The organism is Tissierella simiarum, from assembly GCF_018917865.1.
GTDB lineage: Bacteria > Bacillota > Clostridia > Tissierellales > Tissierellaceae > Tissierella_C > Tissierella_C simiarum.
On the sequence record NZ_JAHLPM010000001.1, the window covers coordinates 61,808 to 75,315 of the forward strand.

9 protein-coding genes and 1 riboswitch are annotated in these 13,508 nt (G+C 31.1%); of the genes, 1 reads left to right on the forward strand and 8 read right to left on the reverse strand.

Going from position 1 to position 13,508, the window contains the following annotated elements:
• Window positions 1–14: 14 nt before the first annotated feature.
• Genes KQI42_RS00360 through KQI42_RS00395 form a run of 8 tightly spaced genes read right to left on the reverse strand, consistent with a single transcriptional unit; the run spans window position 15 to window position 11,423 of the window.
• Window positions 15–1,316 (reverse strand): NCS2 family permease, encoded by a 1,302-nt coding sequence (locus KQI42_RS00360; RefSeq protein ID WP_216515648.1) that lies wholly within the window; start codon window positions 1,314–1,316, stop codon window positions 15–17.
• A 17-nt stretch (window positions 1,317–1,333) separates the two neighbouring features.
• Window positions 1,334–2,590 carry a phosphoribosylamine--glycine ligase gene (gene purD / locus KQI42_RS00365; protein WP_216515649.1) on the reverse strand — a complete coding sequence of 419 codons (1,257 nt, stop codon included), beginning with the start codon at window positions 2,588–2,590 and terminating at the stop codon, window positions 1,334–1,336.
• Between the two features lie 18 nt (window positions 2,591–2,608).
• Entirely contained in the window at window positions 2,609–4,141 is a 1,533-nt protein-coding gene (purH, locus tag KQI42_RS00370; RefSeq protein WP_216515650.1) for a bifunctional phosphoribosylaminoimidazolecarboxamide formyltransferase/IMP cyclohydrolase, read from the reverse strand.
• Window positions 4,142–4,151: 10 nt separating this feature from the next.
• Entirely contained in the window at window positions 4,152–4,775 is a 624-nt protein-coding gene (purN, locus tag KQI42_RS00375) for a phosphoribosylglycinamide formyltransferase (protein WP_216515651.1), read from the reverse strand.
• On the reverse strand, window positions 4,763–5,797 hold the full coding sequence (gene purM / locus KQI42_RS00380; protein ID WP_216515652.1) for a phosphoribosylformylglycinamidine cyclo-ligase: 1,035 nt from the start codon (window positions 5,795–5,797) through the stop codon (window positions 4,763–4,765). Before purM ends, purN begins: the two co-directional genes overlap by 13 nt.
• Before the next feature lie 12 nt (window positions 5,798–5,809).
• Window positions 5,810–7,153 carry an amidophosphoribosyltransferase gene (purF, locus tag KQI42_RS00385; RefSeq protein WP_216515654.1) on the reverse strand — a complete coding sequence of 448 codons (1,344 nt, stop codon included), beginning with the start codon at window positions 7,151–7,153 and terminating at the stop codon, window positions 5,810–5,812.
• An 18-nt stretch (window positions 7,154–7,171) separates the two neighbouring features.
• A complete protein-coding gene (gene purE / locus KQI42_RS00390; protein ID WP_216515656.1) occupies window positions 7,172–7,657 on the reverse strand; it encodes a 5-(carboxyamino)imidazole ribonucleotide mutase in 486 nt (161 codons plus the stop codon).
• 10 nt (window positions 7,658–7,667) lie between these two features.
• Window positions 7,668–11,423 carry a phosphoribosylformylglycinamidine synthase gene (locus KQI42_RS00395; RefSeq protein WP_216515659.1) on the reverse strand — a complete coding sequence of 1,252 codons (3,756 nt, stop codon included), beginning with the start codon at window positions 11,421–11,423 and terminating at the stop codon, window positions 7,668–7,670.
• A gap of 142 nt (window positions 11,424–11,565) precedes the next feature.
• A riboswitch (purine riboswitch) is annotated at window positions 11,566–11,667 on the reverse strand.
• Window positions 11,668–11,897: 230 nt separating this feature from the next.
• Between KQI42_RS00395 and KQI42_RS00400 the strand changes: the two genes are divergently transcribed.
• Window positions 11,898–13,469 (forward strand): hypothetical protein, encoded by a 1,572-nt coding sequence (locus KQI42_RS00400; protein WP_216515661.1) that lies wholly within the window; start codon window positions 11,898–11,900, stop codon window positions 13,467–13,469.
• The last annotated feature ends 39 nt before the right edge of the window (window positions 13,470–13,508 follow it).

The following is a 13,508-nucleotide window of genomic DNA, read 5'->3' on the forward strand; positions in this document are numbered from 1 at the left end:
TCTCTCCCTGTTCTCTACATAAATATAAATCTTAGTACAAATAGAACTGATAATACATACATTACCCAGGATACATCTTTCCATTTTCCAGTAAGAGTCTTTAATAAAACATATGATACCATACCAAACACTATTCCTTCAGCTATACTGTAAGCAAAAGGCATAGCTATTATAGTTAAAAATGCAGGGATTGCTTCTGTATAATCATCTAAATCAATTTTTTTAATAGGACTCATCATAAATAATCCTACTATAACCAAAGCTGGTGCTGTAGCTGCAGATGGTACAATTGTAAATAATGGTGCAAAGAATAAAGCTAATCCAAACATTCCTGCAGTTACTAAAGAAGTTAAACCTGTTCTTCCTCCTTCAGCTACTCCTGAGGCACTTTCAACAAAAGTTGTAACTGTACTAGTTCCTAAACAAGCTCCTGCAATAGTACCTACTGCATCAGACATTAAGGCTTTGCTTACTCCTGGTAATCTTCCTTCTTCATCTAACATATCTGCCTTAGAAGCTACTCCTACTAAGGTTCCTACAGTGTCAAATATATCTACAAATAAAAAAGTAAATACTACAACTATCATTTCAAAAGAAAAAATTTCTTCAATAGAAACAAATTTAAATGCTACATCTTTTAAAGATGGTGGTAAACCAAAAATATATTTAAATCCTTCTGGTAATACAGTTACCCCCATAGGGATACCTATTAAAGTTGTAAGTACTATTCCTATTAACAAGGCTCCTTTTACATTCTTAGCCAATAAAATTCCTGTAATAATAATTCCAATGATAGCTAATAATGGCGCACTAGCTGTTAGATCCCCCAATTCTACAATGGCTCCTCCAGCTCTAACTATACCTGCTCCTGAAAGTCCAATAAAAGAAATAAATAAACCAATTCCTACAGAAACTGCATTTTTTAAATTCATTGGAATAGCGTCAAATATAGCTTCTCTAGCTTTTACAAAGGATAATAATATAAATATAATACCTTCAATTAAAACTGCCGTTAAAGCAAATTGCCATGATTTCTGCATAGGTCCAAGTACTACTGAAAAAGTAAAGAAAGCGTTAAGTCCCATGCCTGGTGCTAATGCGAAAGGAAGTTTTGCATATAAGGCCATTACAAGAGTTGCAATTACAGCAGATAATGCTGTTGCAGTAAATACTCCACCTTTATCCATACCAGCTTGAGACAATATGTCTGGATTTACTATTAAAATGTAAGCCATGGTCATAAAAGTAGTTATTCCAGCCAATACTTCTGTTTTTACATTTGTCTTATGTTCCTTTAGTTTGAAAAAATTTTCCATTGGATAATTCCTCCCTGTTAATTAATTTTTCCTATGTCTTTTCTATAATAAATTCCATTAAAATGGATTCTATTAATATTATTGTAAATAGTTTCTCTCGCTTGATCTAAAGAATTTCCTAGACTAGTAATAGACATTACTCTACCTCCATTGGTAACTAATTTTCCATCATGATATTTTGTACCATTATGGAATAGAATAATATTTTCATCTAAAGTGTCTGTCCCTTTTATTTCAAAACCTTTTTCATAGTCTCCAGGATATCCTTTAGATGTAACTACCACAGTAACACATTTTTCTTCTGTCCAAGTTAAATCTTCTTTTTTCAAATCACCATCTATAGTTTTCTGAAATAAATCTACTATGTCTGATTTAAGTCTAGGTATTAAAACTTCTGTTTCAGGATCTCCAAATCTTACATTGAACTCTAAAACTTTAGGTTCATTATCTACTATCATAAATCCTATAAATAGTATTCCCCTAAAATCCATATGTTCATCTTCTAGACCAAAGCTAATTTTATTTAAAATATTCTTTTCAATCTTTTTATCTAATTCTTTGTTAAATAAAGGGCTTGGCGAAAAACATCCTACTCCTCCAGTATTTAGTCCTTTATCTCCATCAAAGATTTTTTTATAATCCTTAGCACTTTCCATAGGAATTATCTTTCCTTCAGTGACAAAGCATAATAAGGAAGCTTCAACTCCATCTAAAAACTCTTCTATTATTACCTTTTCTCCTTCAGAGCCAAAGATTCTATTCTTTAAAATATTATTTAAAGTAGTTATAGCTTCTCCTTCACTATTACATATAACTACACCTTTACCTAAACATAATCCATCAGCTTTTATAACCACTGGATAGTTATAGTCTTTTAGCCCTTCTATAGCCTTTTCCAAATCTGTATAGCTGTTATATTTAGCTGTAGGAATATTATATTTTTCCATAAACCTTTTTGAAAAATCCTTACTTCCTTCTAACCTAGCGCATTCTTTATTTACACCAAATATTCTCAAACCTTTTTCTTGAAATTTATCTGCTATACCTAAAACCAAAGGCTCTTCTGGTCCTACTATGGTTAGATCAATAGAATTTTCTAAGGCAAAATCCAATAATTTGTCTACTTCATTAGGTTTAATATCTACATTTTCAGCTATATTATGAGTACCGCCATTACCTGGAGCACAGTAAATCTTTGTAACTTTTTTGCTTTGAGCTATTTTAAAGCATAAAGCATGTTCTCTCCCACCACTGCCTATTACTAATATTTTCATATTCTAACCTCCTAGACATTAGTGTTTAAAATGTCTTATTCCTGTAAAAATCATAGTAATGCCATTTTTATTGGCTTCAATAATAGATTCTTCGTCTCTTAGAGAGCCGCCTGGTTGAATTATAGCTGTTACTCCTGCCTTTGCTAAAGCTTCTACTGAGTCTTTAAAAGGGAAAAATCCATCTGATGCTAAAACACTACCTTTAACCTTTTCTTCACTACGACTAATAGCATTTTTTACAGCCCATACTCTGTTTACTTCTCCCATACCTATTCCTATCGTTCCCTTATCTTTTACTAAAACTACGGCATTAGACTTTATATTTTTTACTGCATTCCATCCAAATAGTAAGTCTTCTATTTCTTTTTCAGTAGGTTTTCTATCAGTTACAATTTTAAGCTCTTCTTTTAAAATAATATTATCTCTTTCCTGTACTAAAATACCTCCCAAAACTTTTTTAATATCCATTGTTCTATAATCATTATTCATTATATCTGGTATTTGAAGGATTCTTATATTCTTCTTTTCAGATAATATTTCTAAAGCTTTTTCTGTGAAGAAAGGTGCCATTACTATTTCTACAAATATTTCATTGATTCTACGTGCTACATCTTCATCTACTTGTCTATTAGCAGCAATTATACCTCCAAATATAGAAATTTTATCGGATTCATAGGCTTTTTCATAAGCCTGTAATAAAGTTTCACCACTTCCAATGCCGCAAGGATTGGTATGCTTCACTGCCACTACTGTAGGATCTTGAAACTCCTTTAAAATCTCCAATGCTCCATTAGCATCATTTATGTTGTTAAAGGAAAGTTCTTTTCCATGAAGTTGCGTCGCCCCAGCTACAGTACCTTCAACTTTACCTGTTTCCTCATAAAAAGCTGCTTTTTGGTGAGGATTTTCTCCATATCTTAATTCTTTTCTACCTTTATAAGCCAAAGTTAACTTTTCTGGAAATTCTACTTCTTCTATATGATTAAAATAATTAGATATTAATGTGTCATAGTAAGCTGTATAATTGAATACCTTTCTCGCTAAATATTGTCTTGTGGAAAGACTAGTTTCACCATTGTTTTCTAATTCTTCTAAAACCTTTATATAATCCTTTGGGTCTACTATAACTGTTACGTACTCATAATTTTTAGCAGCCGCCCTAATCATAGATGGTCCACCTATATCTATGTTTTCAATAATTTCCTCATGGCTTACATTAGGTTTTTTAATAGTTTCTTCAAAGGGATAAAGATTGTTAACTACCATATCAATAGGATTAATTCCTATCTTCTCAACGGTTTTTACATGGTTTTTATCATCCCTCCTATATAATAGTCCTCCATGAATATAAGGATTTAATGTCTTAACCCTTCCATCTAGTATTTCGGGAAAATTAGTTACTTCTTCAACTTCTAAAACATCTATTCCAGCTTCTTTTAAAATTTTACTTGTCCCACCTGTAGATATAATTTCCCATCCTAATTTATTTAATTCTAAAGCAAATTCCACTATTCCTTCTTTATCATAAACACTAATTAAAGCTCTTTTCATTTAATCACTCCTAATCAATGATTACCTTTCTTCCTTGTAAAGATAACTTTCCTTCACAGTATAGTTTTACTGCTTCTACTAATATTTCATGTTCTATACATAATACTTTTTCCTTTAAAGTACTTACAGTATCATTCTGGTCTATAAATACTGTCTTTTGGAGAATTATAGGCCCTGTGTCCGTACCTTCATCTACAAAATGTACTGTTGCTCCCGTTACCTTTACTCCATATTCTAATACCATTTGATGAACCCTTTCACCGAAGCATCCCTTACCGCAAAAACTAGGAATCAACGAAGGATGGATGTTCATTACTCTTCCCCTAAATTCACAGATAAAGTCCTTACTTAAAACCTTTAAATATCCTGCCAATACTACTAGGTCTATATTTCTCTTTTTTAATTCCTTTATTATTTCCATATTAAATTCTTCATCATTAGAGAAATTTTTTCTATCAATATATAGAGTTTCAATTCCTGCCATCTTTGCTCTATTTAAACCGTAGGCATCCTTTTTATTAGATATTACTATACCTATTTCTCCATTAATATTTCCCAGCTTTACATTATCTATAATACTTTGAAGATTAGTACCTCCACCAGAAATTAATACACCAATTTTTACTGATGACATAATACTACTCCTTTACTTCCTTTTTTAATTTCTCCTAATAAAACAAACTCTTCTCCTTCTTCTTTTAAGAAATCAGTCACTTTACCTACTTCAGTTTTATCAATAACTAAAACCATTCCTATACCCATGTTAAAAGTTGAGTACATTTCATCTAGTTCAATATTCCCCCATTTTTGTAACAGAGTAAATATCTTAGGGGTATTTATTTTATAAGTATCTATAAAAGCTGTTAATCCTTCAGGAAGCATCCTAGGAATATTTTCATAGAATCCTCCTCCTGTTATATGGCTTATACCTTTTACATTAAACTTTTCTACTATTTTATATACTGGATTGGTATATATTCTAGTAGGCTTGAGAAGTTCTTCTCCTAAAGTAGAATTTAATTCTGGTATAAATTCATCAACAGTCATATTTTTCTTTTCAAATACTATTTTTCTAACAAGAGAGTAACCGTTACTATGGATTCCACTAGATGGAAGTCCGATTATATAGTCTCCTTCTTTTATTTTAGAACCATTAATAATATTTTCTTTATCTACTACTCCTACACAAAACCCTGCTACATCATATTCATCTTCCTTATAGAATCCAGGCATTTCTGCAGTTTCTCCACCAATTAATCCACAACCAGCCTTGATACAACCATTGGATATACCTTCAACTATGCTAGCCATTTTTTCTGGCACTAGCTTACCTGTAGCTATATAGTCTAGGAAAAATAAAGGTTTAGCACCTTGACAAAGTATATCATTGGCACACATGGCTACACAATCTTCTCCTATAGTATTATGTTTATCCATCATAAAGGCAATTCTTAGTTTTGTCCCAACTCCATCAGTACCAGAAACTAAAACTGGTTCTTTATAAGATTTTATATCAAGCTGGAACAGACCTGAAAATCCTCCTATATCTGATAAAACCCCTGGAATATGAGTTTTTTTAATTAAACTCTTAATAAGTTGAACTTCCTTATAGCCTGCTTCCTTATCTACACCTGCATCTTTATAAGTTAAAGTCATAAGCTCCTCCTTTTATTGATCCTTTTCGATAGGATAATTTCCACTAAAGCATCCTGTACAAAACATTTTTTCTCCTCCAGCTGCCTTAATAAGACCTTCTAGGGAAAGATAATATAGAGAATCTGCACCAATAGTTCCTTCTATTGCTTTAACACTTGTTTCGGCTGCAATTAGATTTTCTCTATTTGGTGTATCCATTCCTAAGTGGCAGGAATATATTACAGGAGGAGCACTGATCCTAACATGAACTTCTCTTGCACCAGCTTTTCTAATCATTTCTACCGTTCTTTTAATAGTAGTTCCTCTAACTATAGAATCATCTACTAATATAACTCTCTTTCCTTCTACGTTCTCTTTTAATACGTTTAATTTAATTTTAACTCCTTGCTCCCTTAATTCTTGAGTAGGTTGAATAAAAGTTCTTCCTACATATCTATTTTTAATCAGTCCTTCAGCATAGGGAATCTTTGACTCTTGGGCATATCCTATGGCTGCCACAGTTCCAGAATCTGGAGCACCCATTACTATATCTCCTTCAATATTAGACTCCCTTGCCAGTTGTCTACCTGCTTCAATCCTTGAAAGATAAATACTTTTTCCATCTACTTTGCTATCAGGTCTTGCAAAATATATTATTTCAAATAAACAAAGCTTTTTATCCTTTTCTCCTTGCTTAATAGATTTTATTCCATCTTCATCTATAACAACAATTTCTCCTGGTTCTATATCTCTTATAAAATCTGCTCCAATGGTATCAAATGCACAGGTTTCAGAAGCTAATATATAGTCGTTTCCTAATTTTCCTAGGGAAAGAGGCTTTATTCCGTAGGAATCTCTTGCACCTATAAGTCTGTCAGTAGTCATTATTACTAATCCATAAGAACCCTTTACATCTTCTAAAGCTTTCAATACTGCATCTTCTATATTATCTTTGTGGTATCTTGCAATTAAGTTTGCTATAACTTCTGTATCTAAATCTGATTGAAATATGGTTCCGTTATCCTCTAGTTGATTTCTTATTTTTAAAAAGTTAACAATACTTCCATCATGAGCTAAAGCTAATGCTCCTCTTTTATACCCTACTACTAAAGGCTGAGCATTTACTATGGTACTTTCACCAGTAGTAGCATATCTAATATGACCTATGCCAATATTTCCACGAAGTCTTTCCATAGTCTCCTTAGGAAAGACTTCATGAACCAAGCCTAAGTCTCTAAAATAATCTACAAATCCATTATTATTAACTGCTATTCCTGAACTGACTTGACCTCTATGTTGTAAAGCATATAATCCATAGTAGATTATCTTAGAAATATCTCTCCCATCTTTACTGTAAGCCCCTATAACTCCACTCAACTTTTCACCTTCTCTCAACTATTTCAAATTTAGAACTTCCTTATCCATTTTTTCTACTTCCTCAGCCATTTCTAGCTTATATTCTTTAAGCTTTTCTCTTAACTCAGGATATTTTAGTGAAAGAATTTGAACTGCTAACAATCCTCCATTTTCTCCTCCATCTATAGCCACTGTCGCTACAGGTACTCCCTTGGGCATTTGTACTACCGAAAGTAGAGAATCTAATCCATCCATAGTTGAAGATTTTGCCGGTATTCCTATAATAGGCAGTGTACTTACTCCTGCTAATACTCCTGCTAGATGAGCTGCTTTACCAGCTATAGCAATTATAACTTCTATTCCCTTTTCTTCTGCTGTTTTAGCAAATTCTATAGCTTTAAAAGGAGTCCTATGAGCTGAAATCACTCTAGTTTCCCAGTCTATACCAAACTTATCTAGAATTTTAACAGCCTTATTAGCTATTTCCTTATCCGAAATACTTCCCATGACTATACTAACTTTCATTTATATCCTCCTAATCAAAATATTTTATACCTGATTCAAATATTTTATGGCTGCCTTGAATTTTACCATTTTTATATAAGCTTTTTCCTAATCTATCTATAGAAGCACAAGTTCCTAATACCCTACCATCAGGGCTAGTCATAGACTCTATAGCTAAGTTAGAACCTGTTGGATTAAAACTGCCATTATATGTTGGTCTTCCTTCTAAGTCCACATACTGACTCGATACCTGTCCTTTTGAAATTAAGTTTTTTATTCTATTACTATCACCAATTATTCTACCTTCTTTTGTTGATAATGGTGCAGTATATATTTCTCCTACATTCATTTCATTAAACCAAGGTGATAAATTAGAAGTAACCTTTATATTTACTAAAGTAGATATATGCTGACCTAACTTATTGTAAGCTACATAAACTGAGTCCTCTTTTAAGTCCGTTATTTGTCCACTTTCTATAAGCCCTGATTTAATTAATCCTTGGAATCCATTACCTATACCTAAAATCAATCCATCTTTTTCATATAAATGGTTATTTACAGCTTCCTTTATATAAGGATTATTAAATATAACTTTTATAAGCTTTCCTCCTGTTTCAGGTTCATCACCTAAAACAGCTCCATTTGGTAATCCTATTATTTGACATTCTCTAATTTTCTTCGCCATCTCTTTAAAAGAGTCTTCAATATTTCCTAGAGATAAAGTTTTAAATACAAAGGTTTCTACTTCTCCACCAGCTTCTTTAAAGGCTCTTTCCATATCGTATTCCCCGTGAGTTCCTGTAAATATTGGAATAAACACTTTTGGTTTTGCTACTTTAATACCTTTATATATCTTATTTCCTGTAGTGTATTCAATATTTTCAATATTTTCTTTTATATCTTCTTTTTCAGGAAATATATCTTGTAAAGGACTCTCCCATTCTGAAATCAATTGATTTAAATCTATAAAATCCTTATCTATTTGGATAAATTCGTCTTTTATCGTTTTACCTAGAATTTTATATTCAATAGATTCTAAAACTTCTTCAGCCTTTACTCCATTTTGTAATTCAACTATTAAAGAACCATACATAGGTGTGAACAACTTATCTTTATTTATATCTTCTATAAACTTAAATCCTATTTTATTTCCAAAGGCCATTTCACTAATGCTTCTTCCAATTCCTCCAAATTTTACCGTTGAAGCTGATAGTATTATTTTTTTATCAATTAATTCCTTTATTCTTTCATAGTTAATTTTTAATTGATTTAAATCTACCATACCTTGTTCATTAATGTTTAGTGGTATCAACACTATTTCATTGTCTATAGCTTTAAATTCAGGAGATATAATATTGTCCACCTTATCTACTCCTACAGCAAAGCTAATTAGAGTTGGAGGTACATGAATTTCCTCAAAAGTTCCACTCATACTATCCTTACCGCCTATACTTGGAATATCTAACTCTTTTTCTACTAAATATGCCCCAAGTAAGGCACTAAAAGGTTTCCCCCATTTAATTTCATCTTCTCCTAATCTTTCAAAATACTCTTGGAAGGTTAATCTAAGTTTTCTATAATCTCCACCCATAGCAACACTCTTAGCTATAGACTCAATTACTGCATAGTAACCTCCATGAAAAGGGCTCCATTTTGAAAGTTCTGGATCAAAACCGTAAGTCATTAAAGAGCAAGTTTTTGTTTCTCCATGTAGCACTGGAATTTTTGCTGCCATCCCTTCTGCTGGAGTTAGTTTATGTTTTCCTCCTAGAGGCATTAAAACTGTTCCACTTCCCACTGTATGATCAAATTTTTCTATAAGACATTTTTGATTGCTAATATTAAGTTGACTCATGTTTTTAATCCAATCCTCTTTTATATTCTTACCTTTTATATAAGAAGGATTTTGATTTAAATATTCTTCTTTTTCTGGTTTACCTACACTTACTTTAGTTTTTTTCCTAATTCCGTTAGTATCTAAAAACGCTCTGCTTATATTAACAATAGTATCATCTTTCCAAGTCATATGAAGCCTTTTTTCTGAACTTACTGTAGCAACTACTGTCCCTTCTAAATCCTCTTCTTCAACATATTTTAAAAATCTATCTAAATTTTCTTTATCTATTACTACAGCCATTCTTTCTTGAGATTCAGATAAAGCGATTTCTGTTCCATCTAATCCTGAATACTTTAAAGGTACTTTGTCTAAATTAATATTCAGTCCATCAGCTAACTCCCCTATAGCAACAGAAACTCCTCCAGCACCAAAATCGTTACATTTTTTAATCATCTTACTTACTTCTTCTTTTCTAAACAATCTAACTATTTTTCTTTCTAAAGGTGGATTTCCTTTTTGGACTTCTGCTCCACTGGTGTTTAATGAATCTTCAGTATGTTCCTTAGATGAACCAACGGCACCGCCCAATCCATCTCTACCAGTTCTGCCGCCTACTAATATTACTAAATCTCCAGGTTCAGATTTTCCTCTAACTACCCAACTCTTGGGAGCAGCTGCTACCAATGCTCCTACTTCCATTCTCTTTGCTACATATCCTTCATGGTAAATTTCTTTTACTAAACCTGCAGGAGCACCAATTTGATTTCCATAGGAGCTGTATCCTTCCATAGCTCTTTGAGTAATCTTTCTTTGAGGTAATTTACCTGCTAAAGTTTCTTCATATTTTTGTCTTGGATCTGCGGCTCCAGTTATTCTCATAGCTTGGTATACATAAGATCTGCCAGACAAAGGATCTCTGATACCTCCTCCTAAGCAAGTAGATGCTCCACCAAAAGGTTCCATTTCTGTAGGATGGTTATGGGTTTCATTTTTAAACATTAGCAGCCATTTTTCCGCTTTTCCATCTATATCCACATCTATTTCAATACTTGCTGCATTTACTTCCTCAGACTCTTCTTTATCTTCTAGTAACCCTTTCTTCTTTATTTCCTTCATATTGATTGTAGCTAAATCCATTAAACATAAAGGTTTTTCTTTTTCTCCATAAACATAGTTCCTGGAATTTAGATACTCTTTAAAAGTTTCTTCGATTATTTCTTTATATTTGCTTTCTTCAATATCTACATTAACTATCTCTGTCATGAAAGTAGTATGTCTACAATGATCTGACCAATAAGTATCTATTACTTTTAATTCTGTTATAGTTGGATCTCTTCTTTCTTCCTCTTTAAAGTAGTCCTGACAAAACAAAACATCTTCCATATCCATACCAATTCCGTACTTTGACTTAAATAATTTTAATTCTTCTTTCGTCATACTAATAAAGCCTTCAATTATTTCAACTTTATTCCTTTCTCCATCTTCCTCTTCATAAGTAAAACTTTCAAAAGATATTTCTCTCATTTCTATAGAGTTTATATAATAACTTTTAATAGTTTCTAGATCTCTTTCTTCAATATTTTCAAGGATTATTATTTTTGAGTTTTTAACTTTTATTTCTTCATTATTTGTTAAAACTGTTAGCAATTCTCTCAAAGAATCTTCTCTTTGATTATATTGTCCTGGTAAATACTCTACTCTAAATAGTTTTTCTTTTTCATCTACTGGAAGGTTATTTTCATATACATAATCTATAGCTTGTTCTGAAAGTATTTTATCTACTGCATTATGAAAATCTTTTTCGGATATATTTATTAAATCGTATACATTTACTACTCTTACTTTAGTTAAATTATCTATTCCTAAATAATCTTTAAACTCTTTTAAAAGTAATTGACCTTCTACGTTGAAATCTTCTTTCTTTTCAATAAACACCCTTTTATATTGCAAAATAAACCCTCCTTCAAATTAAATAAAACCCAGTCAGGTAGGCAAAGCGAAACCTACCCGACTGGGTTTTTATCCCTTCGGTGTAATACTGCTAAATGCAATATCTGTACCGCTTGGACCAGCAAGGATAATCCTTCGGAACCCTAGGTACACTTCCACTCATAGTTAAATGATTCACGGTCATTTAGTAGAAACTTCCCAACCCTATTATGGGAAATATATGAGCTACAACTGTATTTTCTAATTAAATATTATCAATATAGTTTATATAAGTCAAGGGTTATTTATCATTGTTTTTATATATTGTTCACTATATAATAAACAATTAAAAGATTTTTTTATCTTTTTTATATTGTTTGTGATTTTAATGACTTAAATTCTAAAAAAACTTTACTTTGTTAACTGTTTGTAACTTGTTTGTCACCTATTTCTTCCATTTAATAGCTATAATATATTTAGAAAGGAGTAGGTTTAATGAGAAGAAAAACAACTTTTGTTATATTAGTTTTAATAATAGGAATCTTAATAATAAGTTGTACAAAGAAAAAAAGTCTTCCTTCCAATTTAACTTTAGAGCAATCAATTAAAGAAATAATTACATCTAAAGGCAATGGATATAATTTTCTGAAAGACCAAGGATATATGGAACATATGAACAAACTAGGTAAAGAATTAACTCCAAATAATACTTTTGAAGAAACTCATTACGCTATTGGAGATTTAGATGGAGATACTATTCCTGAGCTAGCCGTATTTAAACAAAGGAATCCAGATGATGTTAACGACGAAGGTTCTCTTGAAATTTATAAGTTCAATGGAGAAAAATATAAAATTATAGACAAGATTGCCATGAACTATGATAACACCAATTATCAAATAGTCATTGGTAAAATTGCTAAAAATCAAAATGGACTATTACTTAATAACCAAGTAGGAGCTCATTCCGGAATAACCTATGGATTCATACTTAAAGATGGAAAGCTTAAAGAAATATTGAATGAAAAAAAACTCCCTTTAATATCTGTTTATACAAGTAATGAAATAAAAGATATAGATAATGATGGAATTCTAGAATTTAGTATATATATTATAGACCCAGAAACTGAAGATTCAAGTTCTGTTGGCTCAGATAAAATTACGCTTTGGTATAAATGGGATGGCAAAGATGGAGGCACTATAGTAGATTTTGAAAGAAAAGATTTATCTACTATTCCTTCAGATAAAGATGTATTTCAACAAGCTAAAAATTTAATGGATAGTAATTTACTTGAATCCTTCAATTATATCTTTGAAAGCCAAGATAAATTATCTAAGCTTGACAATACTGAACTTCTTCAAGCTTATATTTCTAAGCTTGAAAATATGCTTTCAGATAAAAATACGGAATTGGAAAATTTATTTGCTAAATATGATAAAGTCAATAATTATGATTATCTAACAAAAAAATATGGTCTAACATTAAACAAGTTTAACGATATTGAATACTTAAAAAGAGAAAAAATCTTAATAGATGAACCAGAACTAAAACAATATCTAATAAACAATATTACTTTAGGCTATAAATTAGCATCTTCTGAAGGCATGTATTACTTTGTAATTGATAACCAAAAATTTATAGATACCTTTGGAAAGAAAATTACCAATGAATATGTTGATTATTTAAAAATTCTAGCTCTTGATACAAATTTACCTTATTTAAATGATGGAGCTTTAACTATTTCTTTAGAAAAATTAGCAGAAAGAATTATAAGTCTTGAAAACTATAAAATGATTTATCCTTATTCAAGCTTATTGTCTAAAGTAGATGAGCTTTATAAAAATTATATATTCGTTTTCCTTTACGGAGATAACCATGATCCTCATTTTAACTATGAAACTAATGTAATGAAAAAAGAAGTATTAGACCAATTCAACGAAGTAGTTAATGAATATAGTTATTCTTATTTTGCCGATATAATAAAAGAATTTAGAGGAGAATTAGGTAAGAATGGTAATAAAATTAACGATAGTATAAGAGAAACAATGAATCAAAGACTTGGTCTTTGATTCATTGTTTTATATTCTATAAATTGCCTTTTAACCCTT

Coding starts and splice junctions, on each gene's coding strand:
- KQI42_RS00360 (WP_216515648.1), bottom strand. CDS start 1,316: ATGGAAAATTTTTTCAAACTAAAGGAACATAAGACAAATGTAAAAACA.
- purD (WP_216515649.1), bottom strand. CDS start 2,590: ATGAAAATATTAGTAATAGGCAGTGGTGGGAGAGAACATGCTTTATGC.
- purH (WP_216515650.1), bottom strand. CDS start 4,141: ATGAAAAGAGCTTTAATTAGTGTTTATGATAAAGAAGGAATAGTGGAA.
- purN (WP_216515651.1), bottom strand. CDS start 4,775: ATGTCATCAGTAAAAATTGGTGTATTAATTTCTGGTGGAGGTACTAAT.
- purM (WP_216515652.1), bottom strand. CDS start 5,797: ATGACTTTAACTTATAAAGATGCAGGTGTAGATAAGGAAGCAGGCTAT.
- purE (WP_216515656.1), bottom strand. CDS start 7,657: ATGAAAGTTAGTATAGTCATGGGAAGTATTTCGGATAAGGAAATAGCT.
- KQI42_RS00400 (WP_216515661.1), top strand. CDS start 11,898: ATGAGAAGAAAAACAACTTTTGTTATATTAGTTTTAATAATAGGAATC.